The organism is Amycolatopsis sp. NPDC003731 (genome assembly GCF_053586895.1).
Map to the genome: position 1 here is coordinate 1 of NZ_JBSFNC010000048.1, position 17,006 is coordinate 17,006.

The 17,006-nt window shown below is 72.2% G+C and carries 14 protein-coding genes; 5 read left to right on the plus strand and 9 right to left on the minus strand.

Translation table 11 applies throughout. The features are described from left to right. The 4 genes from ACWDN5_RS21350 to ACWDN5_RS21365 all read left to right on the plus strand — a co-directional run. A partial coding sequence (locus tag ACWDN5_RS21350; protein ID WP_449677508.1) for an AMP-binding enzyme occupies positions 1 to 358 on the plus strand: 358 nt, incomplete at its 5' end. Continuing rightward, a complete protein-coding gene (locus tag ACWDN5_RS21355; RefSeq protein ID WP_449677509.1) occupies positions 358 to 1,338 on the plus strand; it encodes a phosphotriesterase family protein in 981 nt (326 codons plus the stop codon). The genes ACWDN5_RS21350 and ACWDN5_RS21355, both read left to right, overlap by 1 nt. Before the next feature lie 14 nt (positions 1,339 to 1,352). Continuing rightward, a complete protein-coding gene (locus ACWDN5_RS21360; protein WP_310977220.1) occupies positions 1,353 to 1,979 on the plus strand; it encodes a TetR/AcrR family transcriptional regulator in 627 nt (208 codons plus the stop codon). 60 nt (positions 1,980 to 2,039) lie between these two features. After that, a complete protein-coding gene (locus ACWDN5_RS21365) occupies positions 2,040 to 2,858 on the plus strand; it encodes a hypothetical protein (protein ID WP_449677510.1) in 819 nt (272 codons plus the stop codon). Between the two features lie 7 nt (positions 2,859 to 2,865). Here the strand turns inward: ACWDN5_RS21365 and ACWDN5_RS21370 are convergent, their stop codons facing one another. The 9 genes from ACWDN5_RS21370 to ACWDN5_RS21410 form a co-directional block, all read right to left on the minus strand. Then, complete coding sequence (locus tag ACWDN5_RS21370; RefSeq protein ID WP_310977222.1) at positions 2,866 to 3,744, minus strand: alpha/beta fold hydrolase; 879 nt, start codon at positions 3,742 to 3,744, stop codon at positions 2,866 to 2,868. 138 nt (positions 3,745 to 3,882) lie between these two features. Then, on the minus strand, positions 3,883 to 5,397 hold the full coding sequence (locus tag ACWDN5_RS21375; RefSeq protein WP_449677511.1) for a hypothetical protein: 1,515 nt from the start codon (positions 5,395 to 5,397) through the stop codon (positions 3,883 to 3,885). Between the two features lie 95 nt (positions 5,398 to 5,492). Then, a complete protein-coding gene (locus tag ACWDN5_RS21380; RefSeq protein ID WP_449677512.1) occupies positions 5,493 to 6,587 on the minus strand; it encodes an acyl-CoA dehydrogenase family protein in 1,095 nt (364 codons plus the stop codon). Beyond that, positions 6,584 to 7,768, minus strand: coding sequence for an acyl-CoA dehydrogenase family protein (locus ACWDN5_RS21385; protein WP_310977225.1), 1,185 nt, complete (start codon positions 7,766 to 7,768; stop codon positions 6,584 to 6,586). The genes ACWDN5_RS21380 and ACWDN5_RS21385 overlap by 4 nt, the downstream gene beginning before the upstream one ends. Further along, positions 7,765 to 8,988: an acyl-CoA dehydrogenase family protein gene (locus ACWDN5_RS21390; RefSeq protein ID WP_310977226.1), complete on the minus strand. Its 1,224-nt coding sequence runs from the start codon at positions 8,986 to 8,988 to the stop codon at positions 7,765 to 7,767. Before ACWDN5_RS21390 ends, ACWDN5_RS21385 begins: the two co-directional genes overlap by 4 nt. Then, positions 8,989 to 10,005: a phosphotransferase family protein gene (locus tag ACWDN5_RS21395; protein ID WP_310977227.1), complete on the minus strand. Its 1,017-nt coding sequence runs from the start codon at positions 10,003 to 10,005 to the stop codon at positions 8,989 to 8,991. It abuts the gene before it with no gap. An 89-nt stretch (positions 10,006 to 10,094) separates the two neighbouring features. Next, complete coding sequence (locus ACWDN5_RS21400; protein ID WP_310977228.1) at positions 10,095 to 10,547, minus strand: MaoC family dehydratase; 453 nt, start codon at positions 10,545 to 10,547, stop codon at positions 10,095 to 10,097. A 5-nt stretch (positions 10,548 to 10,552) separates the two neighbouring features. After that, positions 10,553 to 11,314, minus strand: a complete 762-nt coding sequence (fabG, locus tag ACWDN5_RS21405; protein WP_310977229.1) for a 3-oxoacyl-ACP reductase FabG — start codon at positions 11,312 to 11,314, stop codon at positions 10,553 to 10,555. A 203-nt stretch (positions 11,315 to 11,517) separates the two neighbouring features. Further along, positions 11,518 to 12,648: a polysaccharide deacetylase gene (locus tag ACWDN5_RS21410; protein ID WP_449677513.1), complete on the minus strand. Its 1,131-nt coding sequence runs from the start codon at positions 12,646 to 12,648 to the stop codon at positions 11,518 to 11,520. Positions 12,649 to 12,854: 206 nt separating this feature from the next. On the opposite strand from ACWDN5_RS21410, the gene ACWDN5_RS21415 reads away from it, so the two are divergent. After that, on the plus strand, positions 12,855 to 16,994 hold the full coding sequence (locus ACWDN5_RS21415; RefSeq protein ID WP_449677514.1) for a hypothetical protein: 4,140 nt from the start codon (positions 12,855 to 12,857) through the stop codon (positions 16,992 to 16,994). The last annotated feature ends 12 nt before the right edge of the window (positions 16,995 to 17,006 follow it).

Below are 17,006 nucleotides of genomic sequence, written 5' to 3' on the forward strand. Positions count from 1 at the left end.
GGCATCGCGCTCTCCGGCGACTTCCTCTCGGCGGCGTCGTTCCTCGGCATCGCGGGAGGACATGATCAACGCGTCCGGCTTCAAGGTCTGGCCGCGCGAGGTCGAGGACGTCCTGTACACGCACCCGGCGGTCCGCGAGGCGGCCGTCGTCGGGATCGCCGACGAATACCGCGGCGAGACGGTCAAGGCGTACGTCAGCCCGGCGCCCGGGGCCACCGCCGATCCCGCGGAGCTGGTCGCCTGGTGCAAGGAACGGCTCGCCGCCTACAAGTACCCGCGCACCGTCGAAGTCCTCGACGAGCTGCCGAAGACGACCAGCGGCAAGATCCTGCGCCGCGAGCTGCGGGCGAGGGGCTGATGATCGACACGGTGCGCGGCGCGATCGCGCCGGAGGCGCTGGGCCGGGTGCTGATGCACGAGCACCTCTTCGTGCTGAGCCCCGAATTCGCCGACAACTACCCGGAGCACGAAGGGTTCCGCGAGGAGGAGCAAGTCCCCGAAGCGATCCGGCGGCTGACGGAGCTGAAGGAAGCCGGGATCGACACGATCGTCGACCCGACGGTGATCGGCCTGGGCCGCTACATCCCGCGCGTGCAGCGGGTGGCGGCCGAGGTGGACGTGAACATCGTCGTCGCGACCGGGCTCTACACGTACCACGACGTGCCGCACTACCTGCACTTCCGCGGGCCCGGGACGCTGTTGCAGGGCGAGGACCCGCTGATCGCGATGTTCGTCGGGGACATCCGGGACGGCATCACCGACACCGGCGTGAAGGCCGGGCTGCTCAAGTGCGCCACCGACGAACCGGGGGTGACGCCGGGCGTCGAACGCGTGCTGCGCGCGGTGGCGAAGGCGCACGTCGAGACGGGCGCGCCGATCATGACGCACACGCACGCGGGCACCCGGCGCGGGCTGGAGCAGCAGGAGATCTTCGCGGCCGAAGGCGTCGACCTGACCCAGGTGCTGATCGGGCACTCGGGCGACTCGGCGGACCTGGGCTACCTGACCGAGCTCGCCGACTCCGGTTCCCTGCTGGGGATGGACCGGTTCGGCCTGGACCTGCTGCTGCCGTTCGAGGAGCGGGTGAACACGGTCGCCGCGCTGTGCGAACGCGGGTACGCGGGCAGCATGGTGCTCTCGCACGACGCGTCGTGCTACATCGACTGGCTGCCCGCGGCGCAGCTGCCGGTGATCGCGCCGAACTGGCACTACCTGCACATCACCCGCGATGTGCTGCCGGCGCTGCGGGAGCGCGGAGTGTCCGAAGCGGACATCACGACGATGCTCGTGGACAACCCGCGGCGGTTCCTGTCGTGGCGTTATCCTGGTGCGTCCTGAGAGGGGGTCCTGCGGTGACTCGAGCAAGCACCCGCAAGCCGGGCGAGGCCACCGGCGACGACCAGGCCGCCGTGCCCCGGCGGCTGCTGGAGCACGCCACGAAGCTGTTCGCCAAGAAGGGCTTCGACCGCACGTCGGTCCAGGAGATCGTCGAGGCGGCGGGCGTCACCAAGGGCGCGATGTACCACTACTTCGGCTCGAAGGACGACCTGCTCTACGAGATCTACGCCCGGGTGCTGCGCGAGCAGACCCGCCAGCTGGAGAGCGTCGCCTCGTCGGCCGCGCCCCTGCGCGAGCGGCTCGCGGCGGCGGCGTCCGACGTGGTGGTGTCGAGCATCGACAACCTCGACGACAACACGATCTTCCTGCAGTCGATGCACCAGTTGTCCCCGGACAAGCAGAAGGCGGTCCGGGCGGAGCGCCGCAAGTACCACGAGCGGTTCCGCGGGCTGGTCGAGGAGGGGCAGGCGTCGGGGGAGTTCCGCACGGACAAGCCGGCCGACGTGGTGGTCGACTTCTTCTTCGGCTCGGTGCACCACCTGGGGTCGTGGTACCGGCGGAGCGGCTCGCTGACGGCCCGGCAGATCGGCGACCACTACGCGGACCTGCTGCTGGACGCTCTGCGCCCGCCCTCGGCCTGAGGCCCGTGTCAGCCGGATGAAGTCTTTCCCCGCCCGGGAGGGGGTCCGCATACTGGCCGGGTGGAGGGGACATCCGGGCACCAGCGGCAGCCTCGGCCGCCGGTGCGGCGGGAGGAGGTCACCGGCGAGGCCCGGACCGGTGCGGTCCCGGCCGACCCGTTGCTGCTGCTCCAGCGCACCGCCGGCAACGCCGCGGTCGGCGACCTGGTGCGCGTGTTCCTCCAGCGTCAGTCCCGGCCCGGTCCGGCCGCTCCACCCGCTCCGGGAGCACCGCAGCGGGTGGTCAGCATCTACGTCATCACCACGGGCGACCGCGCGGAACCCCGGTTCACCGGCACCGCCGGCCGGCATCCCCGGCGGCCGCGCACGATGACGGACATGTTCCGGCTGCGGGCCCGGTCCGCCGGGGCCGACTACGTCGTCGCCGCGTCGAGCGTCGCCGGGGTCCAGGCGGAACTGCGGCGGATCGCGCAGGAGCTCGCCCGGCAGGGCGCCCGGGTCGGCACCCTCGGCTTCGTCGGCCACGGCGCGGGGGACCGCGGCGACTTCATCGTCGCGATCACCGGGTCGGCGGCCAACCCCAGCCGTGAGCTGATCGACGACGCGAACTTCGCGGACGTCGTCGCACCGCTGGTGGAAGGCCACGGCCTCCTGACGCCCGGCGCCCGCGTCGTCCTCGAAGGCTGCTGGACCGAGAACGGCCCGCTGCCCGGCCGGATCCGGCAGGTGCTGGCGCAGCACCACGTGTCCGGCACCGTCTCCGGCTTCGCCGGCCAGGCGAACTTCGCGTGGGACCCACCTGCGCCCGGGACGAGGCGGCCGCGGCGGGGTCCGGCGGGGCAGGTGACCGTCACCGGAACCTCGCTCAGCGACCTGTGAGCACCCGCTAGTGCCGCTGGACGTGGTCGAGCAGCAGGGCGCTGACCTCGTCCGGGGCCTCCATGGCCATCCACTGGCTGGCGCCCTCGATGATCTGGAAGCGGTACTCCGCGTCGATGTGGTGGACCGTCTGCTCGGCCGCGCTCTGGCCGAGGTACGGGTCCTCGCGGCCCCATAGGTAGAGCGTCGGGACCTTGATGCGGCCCGCCGGGATGTCGAACTCGTCGTTCGTGGCTCCGCGGTACCAATTCAGCGTCGCCGTGAGGGCGCCCGGCTCGGAAAGCCTGGTCACCGTGCCTTCGACGACGGCTTTCGGAATGCGACGGCTGTAAACAGCCCGTAATTGCGCGGCTTCGTCGCGTAAGAGGTATTTCTCGGCTTTCCCGGCCTCGCGGCGGAAGAAGCGGATGTAGCCGAGGTCGTGGGACTGGCCGTCGTCGGTGGCCACCGCGCGCTGGAGCGCCGCCGGGTGGGGCGTGGACAGCACCGTCAGCGACCGGAGGCGGTCCGGGTGGGCCGCCGCTAGGGCCCAGGCCACCATGCCGCCCCAGTCGCGGGCGACCAGGTGGAAGCGGTCCGCGCCTTGGCTTTCGGCGAACGCCAAGGCGTCGCCGACCAGGTGGTCCAGTGTGTAGTGCTCGACACCCTCCGGGCGCGCGCCCGCCGCGTACCCGCGCTGGTCGACGGCCAGCGCGCGGTAGCCGGCCTCGCCGAGGGCGTGGAGCTGCTCGGTCCAGGCGTCGGCGAACTCGGGCCAGCCGTGCAGCAGCAGGACCAGCTCGCCCGACGCGGGTCCGGCCGCGAGCGCGCTGTGGCGGTGACCACCGACGGTCACGGTCAATCGCTCCAGCACCCCGGCGTCCGTCGGCGCGACGGCTGTTTCCATGGCGCACAGGTTAGATCCGGGCGTCGACAAGAACCATGGGAAGAAGGGCATTTTTGTCACCCTTTTACCCGTGAAGTGGCCTGGCTCACAAGATTTTCGCTCAGGTGAGCACAAACTCCGAAAGAAACTGAACTTTCTTCATGAAAACTGGCCCAGTCGCCGGAGGTCGAGCACGGCCTTGTCGAACGTGAAGACGTCGGCCGGGAGGTGCTTCGCCGAGTCCGCGGCCGCGCCGCCGAGCAGAGTGACGTAGCAGCCGTAGTCGATGGCGTACCCGTCGTACAGCCGCCCCGGGCGGCGCGGGTCGACGACGCCGCGCCGGAGGATGTGGAGCAGCCGCGCGTCGCAGAGCGTGTCGATCGCCGCCGGGCGGTCGCGGGCCGGCAGCAGGAACGTCCGGCTGCGGCGCCGGCCGATCACCTCGTCGACCAGCAGGCCCAGGACCCGGTCGGCCTCGTCGTCGCGGCTGATGACCGACTGCTTGTCGCGCAGGTACCAGTCCCGGGCCGCCCGGCGGACGTGCGCGAGGGTGATCCGCCCGTCGCGGGCCTGCTGGGCGGCCAGGGCCGCGATGTTGATCGCGTCGCGCGGGACGCCCTCCGCCGCCCGGACGAGCTCGGGGAAGGCGCCGCGGTGGAAGGCGGCGTCGACGAACTCGCCGGGCACCGCCGTCCGCAGCATCGAGGCGAGGATCGGCCGGACGTGGCTGGCGAACAGCTCCCGGAAGAACGCCTGGGCCGCCTCCGGCGACTGGTCGAACACCAGGGCGTCGTCGAGGCTGACGGCGGACGCCGCGTCCGAGCCGACCTCGATGCCGAGGTAGTCGTCTTCGAGGGGCACGAAGAACCGCGCGCGGTGCTCGATCGCGGCGATCTTCACCGTGACGCCCCGGACCGGCAGGACGCTGCGCCGCAGCAGGTCGGCCAGGAACGGCTGCAGGTCTACGGGCACGCTGCTCCACTCGTCGAGCAGCAGCCACAACCGGGCGGGCCGGACGCCGTCGGCCACGGCCTGGACCGCCCGGCTCAGCGGCCCGAACAGCACCCGGTGCTGCTCGACGCCGGTGCGCTTGCGGCGGCTCGACGCCGTCGCCGACGTCTTCTGCCGGGCGGCGGCCCGGGCCCCGCCTTTCGGCGTCACCGACAATTCCGCCGAGCATTCCCGTTCCACGGCGTCGCCGAAAGTCTGTTCCTGTTCGGTTTCGCCGATGACTTCCACTTCGGTGGCCGCGGACACGAGTGCGTCGAGACCGCGCAGAAGCGCGTCCTGATCCGCGGAACGGCCGTCGACGGCGTAGGCGAAAAGCCGGTCGTGCACGGCTTCGAGGGTGTCGACCAGCAATTGCGTGCCGCGCTGGGCCGGGCTCAGCGCGGTGTTGGCGTACAGGCCGCCGGTGGACCCGATCGTCCGCAGGTCGAGGTGGATCGCGAGGTCACCGGTGCGCTCGACGAGCTCCTGCAGGTGGAGCAGCGCGTGCGTCTTGCCGGTGCCGCGGCGGCCGAACAGGATCTGGTGGTCGGCGGAATTGATCATCGCGGAAAACGATCCCGCGGCGACGTAGGTGGCGGCCAGTGTCGGACGGTCCGCGCTTTCGGCCCGCCGGGGAATGCGCATCAGAGCCTGGTTGAGGTGCATCTGGATGGCCTGCGCCATGGCAGTCAGGGTACGGCAGCGGCCGCACCGCCCGGCACGGCCGAATGAGTTGCGGAAACGGCCCGTTCGCGGGAACGGGCCGTTTCCGGGAAGAGTCAGGCGGGCAGGTCGATCAGGTCCGCCAGCCGGGCCCGGTGCCGTCCGGGGGTGCCGAGGGCGAGCTCGTCCGCCTTGGCGCGCTTCAGGTACAGGTGGGCCGGGTGCTCCCACGTCATCCCGATGCCGCCGTGCAGCTGGATCGCCTCCTCCGTCGCGCGGACGGCGATCGGCGCGTTGCGGGCCTGGGCCACCGCCACCGAAATCGGCACGTCGGTGCCCGTGGCCAGCGCGTCGGCGGCGTTGCGCGCCGCCGCGCGGGCCAGGACCAGGTCCGTGTACAGGTTCGCCAGCCGGTGCTTGAGCGACTGGAACCCGCCGACCGGACGGCCGAACTGGTAGCGGCCCTTGAGGTAGGTCACCGTCTCGGTGAGCGCCCACTCGGCGACGCCCGTCTGCTCCGACGCGAGGATGCCCGCGCCGAACAACAGCGCTTGCTCCAGCGCCGCCGCGGCCTCCGGGCCCGAGGCGACCAACGTGGCCGGGGCGTCCTCAAGCGCCACGTCGGCCACCCGCCGCGTCAGGTCGAACGACACCAGCTCCGACACCGTCGCCGCGGTCGCCTCGACCACGTACAGCGCGGGACCGTCCGGGCCGGCGGCCGGGACGACCAGCAGGTCCGCCACCGACGCGTCCGCCACCGTGCCCACACGGCCGCTCAAGGTCCCGTCCGCGGAAGCCGTCACCGACGACGGGAAGCCCGCGCCCGGCGCCGTCGACAGAGGCACGGCCAGCGCGCCGATCGCCTGGCCCGCCGCCAGCTTGCCGACGAAGTCCCGCGCGCCGACGTGCACCAGCGCCGTCGTCGCCAGCACGACGCTGCCGAGGAACGGCACCGGCGCGACACTGCGGCCCAGTTCTTCGGCGACGACGGCGACCTCACGGGCCGAAGCGCCGTGCCCGCCCAGCTCCTCCGGCACCGCCAGCCCGGCCACGCCGACCTCGTCGGCCAGCGTGCGCCACAGCTTCAGGTCGTACGGCTCGGCCGTCTCCACGCGCGCCAGCAGCGCTTCGGCACCGGCCTTGGCCTTGAGCAGGTCCCGGACCGAAGCCCGCAGGTCCTCTTCGACGTCCGAATACAGCAGGTCAGTCATCGGGGGAGGTCCTTCCAGGCGACGTCCTTGTCGACGCGCGGCTCCGAGGGCAGCCCCAGCACGCGCTCGGCGATGATGTTGCGCAGGACCTCCGAGGTGCCGCCCTCGATGGAGTTGCCCTTCGCGCGCAGGTAGCGGTAACCGGCTTCACGGCCGGTGAAGTCGACGATCGCCGGCCGCCGGAACGTCCAGTCGTCGTAGGCCAGGCCCTCTTCGCCGAGCAGCTCGACCTCCAGGCCGGTGAGGGCCTGGTTGAGCTCGGAGAAGGCGACCTTCATCGCCGAGCCTTCCGGCCCGGGCGCGCCGACGGCGAGCTGCTGGCGCAGCCGGGTGCCGGCCAGCCGCAGCGTCTCCGCCTCGACCCAGCGCTGGACGAGCCGGTCACGCAGCTCCGGCGTGCGCAGCTCGGGCCGTTCGCGCCAGGTCTTCGCCACGATCCCGATCAGCCCGCCTTCGCGCGGCTGGACGTGCCCGCCGATCGCGACGCGCTCGTTCATCAACGTCGTCTGCGCGACCTTCCAGCCTTCGCCGACCGCGCCGAGGCGCTGGGTGTCGGGGATGCGGACGTCGGTCAGGAAGACCTCGTTGAACTCGGCCTCGCCGGTGATCTGGCGCAGCGGCCGGACCTCGACGCCGGGCGCGGTCATGTCGCACAGGAAGTACGTCATGCCCTGGTGCTTGGGCACGTCCGGGTCGGTGCGGGTGACCAGGATCGCCCACTGCGACTCGTGCGCCCCGGAGGTCCACACCTTCTGGCCGGTGACGATCCAGTCGTCGCCGTCACGCACGGCCCGCGTGCCGAGCGCGGCCAGGTCGGAACCCGCGCCCGGCTCGCTGAACAGCTGGCACCACACCTCCTCGCCGGTCCACAGTGGACGCAGGAAGCGTTCGCGCTGTTCCGGGGTGCCGAAGGCGAGGATGGTCGGCGCGGCCATGCCGAGGCCGATGCCGATCCGGCGCGGGTTGTTGTCCGGCGCGCCCGCGTCGGTGAACACCTTGTCCACCACGGACTGCAGGGCGCGCGGCGCGTTCTGCCCGCCGAGCCCGGCGGGGAAGTGGATCCAGGCGAGGCCGGCGTCGAACCGGGCCCGCAGGAACTCCAGGCGGTCGGTCGACGCGGGGTCGTGCGAGGCCAGGAACTCGGTGGCCTGGCGGGTCAGATCTTCGGCGGTGACAGTCACTTCGCGCCCTCCGAGAGGTACTTCTTCAGTTCGCGCCGGGCCAGCGAGCGCTTGTGGACCTCGTCCGGCCCGTCGGCCAGGCGCAGCGTGCGGTTCCCGGCCCACATGGCGGCCAGCGGGAAGTCCTGGCTGACGCCGCCCGCGCCGTGCACCTGCACGGCCTTGTCGAGGATCCACTCGACCGCGGCGGGCGTGGAGATCTTGATGGCCTGGATCTCGGTGTGCGCGCCCTGGTTGCCGACCGTGTCCATCAGCCACGCGGTCTTGAGCACGAGCAGCCGCTGCTGCTCGATCCTGACCCGCGATTCGGCGATCCAGTCCTGCACCACGCCCTGCTGGGCGATCGGCTTGCCGAACGCCTCGCGCGAGATCGCCCGGCGGCACATGAGTTCCAGCGCGCGCTCGGCCATGCCGATGGCGCGCATGCAGTGGTGGATCCGGCCGGGGCCGAGCCGGGCCTGGGCGATGGCGAACCCGTCGCCCTCGCCGGCGATGAGGTTCTCGACCGGCACGCGGACGTCTTCGAACAGTACCTCGGCGTGGCCGCCGTGGTCGCTGTCGTCGTAGCCGAAGACGTGCATCCCGCGCTTGACCGTCACACCGGGCGTGTCGCGGGGGACCAGGATCATGCTCTGCTGCTTGTGCGGCGCGGCTTCGGGGTCGGTCTTGCCCATGACGATGAAGATCTTGCACGCGGGGTTCATCGCGCCGGAGATGTACCACTTGCGGCCGTTGACGACGTACTCGTCGCCGTCCCGCCGGATCGCCGTCTCGATGTTGCGGGCGTCGGAGGAGGCGACGTCCGGCTCGGTCATCGCGAAGGCGGACCGGATTTCGCCGTTCAGCAACGGTTCCAGCCACTGCTTCTGCTGCTGCTCGTTGCCGAACATGGCCAGCACTTCCATGTTCCCGGTGTCCGGCGCGGCGCAGTTGAGCGCGGTCGGCGCGAGCCGGATGCTGCGGCCGGTGATCTCGGCCAGCGGCGCGTACTGCAGGTTCGTCAGGCCCGCGCCGTGGTCGCCGGGGAGGAAGAAGTTCCACAGGCCGCGCTTGCGGGCCTCGGCCTTGAGCTCCTCGACGACCGGCGGGATGGCCCACGGGTCGTCGCGTTCGGCGAGCTGCTGCTCGAACACCGGCTCGGCAGGGTAGATGTGCGAGTCCATGAACTCGAGGAGCTTCCCGCGCAGCTCCTCGGTCTTCTCGTCGAACGCGAAGTCCATTTACTTCTCCTCTTTGAGAATCTCGTTGCCGTGCGCGATGAGCGGCGCGACCCCGGCGCCGACGCCTTCGAAGCCCGCCCCGACCGTCTGGCCCTTGCTGAAGCGGTAGTAGATGCCCTCCAGGATCACGGCGAGCTTGAAGAAGGCGAAGCTGACGTACCAGTTCAGCTGCGAGACGTCCCGCCCGGACAGCTCGGCGTAGCGGGCGACGACCTCGTCGGTGCCCGGGTAGCCCGGCGCCGAGCTGGCGTTGGACACGAACGGCAGCGACACCTTGTCGCGCTCGGCGTAGGCCACCAGCAGCGCGACGTCGGTCAGCGGGTCGCCCAGCGTCGACATCTCCCAGTCGAGCACCGCCGAGATCTTGTCGTTCCGGTCGACCAGGACGTTGTCGAGGCGGTAGTCGCCGTGGACGATCGACGGCCGGCCGGAGACCGGGACCGCCGCCGCGAGCCGGTCGTGCAGCTCGTCGACACCCGGGAGGTCCCGGCTGCGGGAGGCGTCCAGCTGCTTCTTCCACCGCCGCAGCTGCCGCTCCAGGAAGCCGTCCGGGCGGCCGAAGTCGCCCAGCCCGACGGCGGCCGGGTCGACCGCGTGCAGGTCGACGAGCGTGCCGACGAGGGCGTCGGCCATCGCCCGGGTGCGCTCCGGGCCGAGCTCGCCCAGCTGGTCCGCGGTCCGGTAGGGCGTGCCCTCGACGAAGCTCATCACGTAGAAGGGCGCGCCGATGACGTCGGGGTCGTCGCAGAGCAGCAGCGCTTCGGGCACCGGCACGGCGGTGTCGCGCAGGCCGGAGATCACCCGGAACTCGCGGCCCATGTCGTGCGCGGTGGGCAGCACGTGCCCGAGCGGCGGGCGGCGCACCACCCAGCGCGACCGGCCGTCGCCCACCACGTAGGTGAGGTTCGACCGGCCGCCCTCCACGACGTCCGCGGTCAGCTCCCCGGCGACCAGGCCGGGCCGCTGCGCGTCCAGGTGGGCGCGCAGGCGGCCCAGGTCGAGTCCTGGCGGGTTCATCCAGCCTCCTCAAGCTTCATCCGGGGGAGCATACCGACTAGTCGGTATGTAGTACAGCGGACCCGGCCGGGATCACCCCGGCCGGGCGTTCACGCCAGGAACCGGGTGACCCACTCGGCGACGCACGCGGGCTTCGCCTCGCCGTCGATCTCGATGGTCCACCGCGAAACCGCCTGCTTGCCGCCCGGGATGTCGGTGATCTCCACCAGCTCGGCTCCGGCGCGCACCTTCGAGCCGACCTTCACCGGCTGCGGGAAGCGAACCTTGTTGAGGCCGTAGTTGATGCCCATCTTGATCCCGTTGACCCGGTAGATCTTCGGGCCGAAGGCCGAGAGCAGCGACAGCGTCAGGAAGCCGTGCGCGATGGTGCCGCCGAACGGGCCCGCGGTCGCCATCGGCTCGTCGACGTGGATCCACTGGTGGTCGTCGGTGGCGTCGGCGAACTGGTTGACCCGCTCCTGGGTGACCGTCATCCACTCGCTGTACCCGAGGTGCTCGCCGGCTGCGGCGGCGAAACTGTCGAGGTTCTCGAATTCCCGCATCGGCCTCAGTCCTTCGGTCCGCCGGCGACGTAGATGACCTGGCCGGAGACGAATCCGGCGCCCTCGCTGACCAGGTACGACGTCAGGTTGGCGATGTCTTCGGGCGTGCCGACGCGCTGCACCGGGATCTGCGACGCGGCCGCCGCCTTGAAGTCCTCGAAGCTCATCCCGAGCCGCTCGGCGGTCGCCGCGGTCATGTCGGTGGCGATGAAGCCGGGCGCGATCGCGTTCGCGGTGACGTTGAACTTGCCGAGTTCGATGGCGAGGGTCTTGGTGAAGCCCTGCATGCCGGCCTTGGCCGCGGAGTAGTTGACCTGGCCGCGGTTGCCCAGCGCCGACGTGCTCGACAGGTTGACGATCCGGCCGTACTTCTGCTCGGTCATGTGCTTCTGCACCGCGCGGGTCATCAGGAACGAGCCCTTGAGGTGCACGCCGAGCACGGAGTCCCAGTCCTGCTCGGTCATCTTGAAGATCAGGTTGTCGCGGGTGATGCCGGCGTTGTTGACCAGCACGACCGGCGGGCCGAGCTCGGCGGCGACCTGCGCGACGGCCGCTTCGACCTGCTCGGCGTCACTGACGTCGAGGGCGACCCCGACGGCCTTGCCACCCTTGGCGACGATGGCCTCGGCGCCCTGCTTGACACCGGCCTCGTCCAGGTCGAGCAGCCCGACGGCGAAGCCGTCATCGGCCAGCCGCGCCGCGACGGCGGCACCGATGCCGCGGCCGGCACCGGTGACCACGGCGACACGGGAAGGGGAATCGGTCACGGGGGACCTCCTCGTCGTTGAGAAGCGGGCTCGTGCCCGCGAGCCTACTAAGCGGTTGGTCACAGACGATACGGCCCGCGGCCCGGTTTGCGATGCCAACGTACGCAGATTCCCGCGGCCGCGCCTGGTCCGGCGCGGTTTGCCGAGGACGACGGTGGTCTCCCGGCCGCCCGGTGGCCAACGTCACACGGGGACGCCGTCGCTCAGCCGGCTTGGGCGAGCGGCATCGACCGGTACCGGTCCAGGACGGCGGGGTCCTGCAGCGACATCCACTTCGTGACTTCGGCGTAGGTGGCGCAGACCGTCTCGGGCTTGGCGCACACCTCGCCCATGAAGCCTTCCGCGGCCCGGGAGAAGGCGCCGCCGGCCCAGTCGTTGAAGTGGTTGCCGATGACCAGCGGTGCCCGGTTGCCGTCGAAGGCGGCTTTGTAGGCGCCGCGGTAGGTCTCGAGGGTGGCCTGGGTGTACTGGCCGCTGTCGTTCTTCGAGTGGCCGAGCTGGTACCACAGGTTGTAGTCCATCATGATGACCTTCTTGTGCAGCGCGGGCACTTTCACGTACGGCATCCAGAACTCCCAGATGCCGTCGAGCTGCGTGGGCCACTTGACGCCGTCGGACGGCTGGCTGGAGTCGAAGGTGTAACCGGCGGCCCGCATGGCGGGGAAGGCGGCGGCCCAGTTGCCTTCGAGGCACGGCGTCCGGCCGCCGGTGACGTCCTTGGCGGACAGGTGCAGCCCCAGCCGGTCGTGGGCGTCGTCGACGAAGCGGCTGAACTGCCCGATCTCGTCGGTCCACCCCTGCGCGTTCCACCGGCCGACGCTCGGCTCGGCGCCGGCGCAGAAGTGTCCGTTGTAGTGCGTGCCGATCTGGTGCCCGGCGGCGACGGCGGCGTTGAGGTCCTGGACGCGGGTGGCGACTTCCTCGGCGCTGCCACCGAACCCGATCGAGGCGGAGCCCGGTTTGTGGCCGGGTCCGGTGTAGCGCGTCCGCTGCTGGTCGGTCAGCAGGTAGATGCCGGAGAGGAATCCGCTGAAGTGGGCGTTGACGGACTTGGCGAGGGAGAGGTAGCGGCCCCAGTGTTCGTGCGAGCCGGCCCCGTCGAAGGAGAAGAGCACGAACTGCGGCGGCTTCTCGCCGGGCCGCAGCGGACGCAGCCACTCCGGCGGCTTGGCCTCGATGGGCGTAGCGGACGGGGAAGTCGGCGTCGGGGGACCGCTGGTGGCCGCGGCCGGTCCGGCGTGGCCGCGGTCGAGGGTCAGGATCAGGACTCCGGCCAAGGCGAGCGCCAGAGTGACGGTGAACCATGTTCCCGGCCGCCGCACCAGTCGTGTCATCTCCGACGCCTCCCCCTGTTACGTAACGTCACTGGGAGGACGTCGAAGGGACGAACGGGGTGCATCGGAGTGAGATGCGTAACCGACATGCAACCCACCCGGGGCACGGAGAGTGTCGGCAGGCGCCTGTTCGGGCGGCCTAGCGTGCCCGCGCCACCGCCCGGCAGGCCGTTGCCGAGGGGAGGGGCGGCGGTTCAGATGGAACCATGCGGGGGAAGGCCGAAGCCGGCGACGAACCGGCCGAGCGCAGCCGCGGTGAGCAGCGCAGGCCGAAACCGCCGGGAGCGCAGCAGAGAGTCCTGGACCTGCAGCGGCTGGCGGGAAACCAGGCGGTCACCCGTTCGCTGACCGGCCCCGCCGTGGAGGTCTCCGGGGCTGCCGGTGCGTCGCCGGACGTTGCCGAGCCGTCGGGGAGTGCGGTGGGTGCGCGCTCGATCGTCCCGGCGGCCGCGGAAGCCGCTGCGGCGACTCAGGGTGCGAACGCCCCCGCGGAGCGCTCTCCCGCACCGGCCACCGAAGCCGTTGCAGAACCCCAGTCCGGCAGCGAGGAAGCCGCCGAGCCCGAAGAAACACCGCAGCTGACCCCGGCCCCCGAAACCACCGTCGCACCGGCGCCCGCCGTCCCCGTGGAGCGACCGCTCGCCCCGGCCGCCGCGGAGCTCTACGACGAGATCCGAACCCACGACGACGCCGGCCAAGCCGAACTCGAAGCCGCCTTCCAGGAGACCCTCGCCGGCCACCGCGCCGCCGTCGCGACCGAACAAGAACAACTCACCCAGCGCGAACAGGCCGAACTCGGCGCCGTCGGGCAAGCCGTCGACACCGCCCGGCAGCGGGTTGCCGGCGCCGTCGCCGCCGCGCAAGCCGCCGTTGCCGCGGCCGGGTCCGGTGCCCGGGCCGAGCTCGCCTCGCGCCACACCGCACAGCAGGCCGAGGCCGGGGCGCTCGTCGCCGAAGGAGCCGCACGCGTCCGGCAATCCGGCACCACCCGGGGCGACGAGGCCGTCTCGACCGCCGACACCGTGGCCGACTCCGTGCGCGGGGCCGTGGACGGCCAAGCGAACGAAGCCCGCCGGCGCGGTGCCGCCCGGCTCGGCTCCTTCCACGGCGAAAGCGAGGAATCCACCACCGCGATGCGCCGGGCCGCGCAGGAGGTGGCCGGCCAGACCGCCGAACAGATCCGCGACAGCCTCGGCCACACCGACGCCGACCTGCGAGGGGCCGGGCCCGAGGTGCGCGGCGATCTGCTCCGGCAGGCCGCCGCGCTGGCCGGGCAGGTCAGCTTGCAGACCGAGCCCGTGCACCGGCAGCTCGCGCGGACCACCGAGCAGGCGGCCGGCTCGATCGGCCGGGCCGCGGGCGAAGGCGCCGCCGCCGTGGCGGAGATCGGGAGCTCCGTCTCGGCCGGGCTCACCCGGCTGCTGACGACCGTCCGCACGTCCATCCGGCACCGCGCCGCCTCGGGACGGACCGCCGTGCAGCAGAGCGCCGGGCAGGTCGAGACCGCCCTCGCCGAGCAGGGCGCCCAGACCGCCGCTGCCGGGCGGGAGACCACCGCCGGGATCCTGGCGCAGGTCACCGGGCGGCCGGTCCGGCGCCGGTTTGCGCGGCAGCTCGGGGACACCCTCGCCGGCACGCTGCGCGAGGCCTACGGGATGTCCGCCGGGCAGGCGCGAGCGATGTCCGGGCAGATCGCGTCCGAGTTCAGCCGGGCCGCGGCGCAGGTGCACCAGTCGATCGGCGAAGCGGGCACGGCCGGTGCCGCTCAGGCCGGCTCGGTCGGTGCCGGCGGCGCGCGGCAGGCCGCGGGTCTGCAGGAACGGCTGTCCCGGCAGCTCACCACCCTGATGCGCGAGGCCGTGGCCCAGGGTGACCAGGTCGTCGACGGCACCGCCGAATCGGTCTTCCGGACCGCGACCGACGTCGACCAGGGCTTCGGTCAGGCCGTCCGCGACCTGCGGACCCGGCTGGAGCAGCACGCCGCCGAAGCCCGCACCCGCACCGGCGAACCGCTGACCTCGCTCGACAACCGGATGACCGACGCCGCCGAGCGCGCCCGCAGCCGCGTCGAGGACGGCTGGCTGCTGTCGCAACTGCGCGACGCCTGGGACGCGCTGACGCCCGGGTTCATCGCCGGTCTCGTCGTCGGGCTGCTGGTGACGATCGCGATCGTGGCGATCTGCGGCACCGGGATCGGCGCGCTGATCCTGGCCGGCGCGGTCGCCGGGGCCGCGTCCGCGCTGGCGTCCAACGCCACCGATTACGCGGCGGGCACCGGGAAGTACGCCGGCAACCACCCGTGGAGCTGGGCCGAGGTCGGCAAGGAAATGTTCTTCGGCGCGGTGTTCGGCGCGGCCGGCGGCGCGCTCGGCGCCGGGGTCAGCGGCGCGATCGGCGCCCGCACCGGCAGCACGATCCTCAACAGCGTCGCGCGCAGCGTCTTCGCCGAAGCCGCGACGCAGCAAGCCGCGAGCAAGGTGGCGAACGTCGTGGTCGGCGTCGGCATGGGCGTCGTGCAGAACGTCGTCGCCGACGGCACCGGCCGCGGCTGGGACCACGCCTTCGACCACTGGGACCGCGGGCTGCTCCTGAACGCCGCGGTCAGCGGGATCATGGTGTCCGACGCCGTCGGCGGCCGGATCCACGCGGCCACCGAAGGCGCCCGCGGCGCGATGGTCGACGCCGGGATGGCCTACAACGTGACGCCGGCCGAGGCCGCCGCGTCGACGGCCCGGACGGCTCCGGCCCCCGAACCCGCCCCGGCGGCGGGCGGCGGCCACGAAACCGCACCGCCGGCCCCGGAACGCGAACCCGTCTCGGGCCCGGACGCCCCGCTGACCGAGCCGACCGTCGCCGAACCGGTCGAGGCGCCTTCGCGGACGCCGATGCAGGAGCAGGTCGAGCGGGCCACCGGCGTCGACCGCGGCGCGGCGCACGAGCAGAGCATGGCCGACCTGCGTGCGTTCTACGAGAACCAGCAACGCGAAGCCGCGGTGTCCACCGACGTGAGCGGCACCCGGATCGACCAGATGGTGGACGCGTCGGGCACCCCGCGGACCCAGCCGGACGGCAGCCCGTACGGCTACGGCGTCCAGCAGGGCTTCGAGGTCCGCTCGTTCGACTACGGCCCGGGCGGGCGGCTCACCGAGGTGACCATGAAGGTCCGGCTCGAAGGCCGGCCCGGCGTCACCCCGGCGGAACTGGCCCGGCTGCAGGAGAACGTCCACGCCGGGGTCGACCAGCACTACAACAACGGCCAGACCCTGCCCAACGGCGACCGGCTGCACGTGACGGTCGAGTTCGTCACCGATGCCGCCGACGCGCACCTCAACGTGACCGTCGAGCCCGGCACCGGCGCGACGAACCAGAGCCGCTGGTTCGCCGGCGACAACCCGACCACGCTGGCCCACGAACTGGGGCACCAGCTCGGTTTCCTCGACGAGTACGTCGATCCGCGGACGGTCAACCGGGGCACCGCGACCGCGCCGGGTGTGCACCGGGACGGCAGCCTGATGGGCGACTTCTGGCTGCGGGACGCCGCCGGCAACCCGGTGCGCGACGCCGCGGGCAACCCGGTGGTCGACCCGGCGACCCGCCTGCAGGACCGGCACCTCGACCAGCTCGGCGCGGACATCGACGCCGCGCGCGCCGCGGGCGGAACCGGCGGCGCACCGGCGCCGGGCCCGCGGGAGACGGCGCCCGCCCCGGACGCGCTGACCGCGGGCGGCGAGGGCCTGCCGACCCGGTATTCGGAGGTGCTGGCCGCCGCCGACCAGCGGATCAAGACCGTCGAAGCCATGCTGCGCCGCAATCCTGAGCTGGCCACCCGGTTCCAGGGCGAGGCGCGGGCGTTGCGGATGGCCTACGGCGAGCAGCGGGACGTCTTCCTCGACGTCTCCCCGGACAGCGCGACCCGCAGCGGCGGGATGAACGCACTGGCCGCGACCGAACAGGGGGTGCTGCTGGAAAGCCGGGCCGCCGATCTGCTCGGCCGGATCGAGGAGGCCCGCACCGGCGGGGCGGCCGGCACCGGCGCGTTCGACAACGCCGTGTTCCAGGAGGAGATCCGCCGGCTGTCGCCGAACGAGCGGGTCGCCCGGGTCGAGCAGACGGCGGGCACGGTGGCCGAGGGCAACGGCTGGACCTACGACAGCAGGCTGAGCTCGATCAACAACCGGAGCGTGTACCGGGATTCCGCGACCGGCACGCTCTACGCTGTCGACACCCAGCACGGCACCTTCGAGCGGTGCGCCGCCAACGGCCGGCACCTCGGCGAAGTCAACTTCGTTTTGGAGCCCACCGAGGGCCGCGACACCAGCGGTGGCCACGACCTGACCGTCCCCTGACCGAGGAGAGGC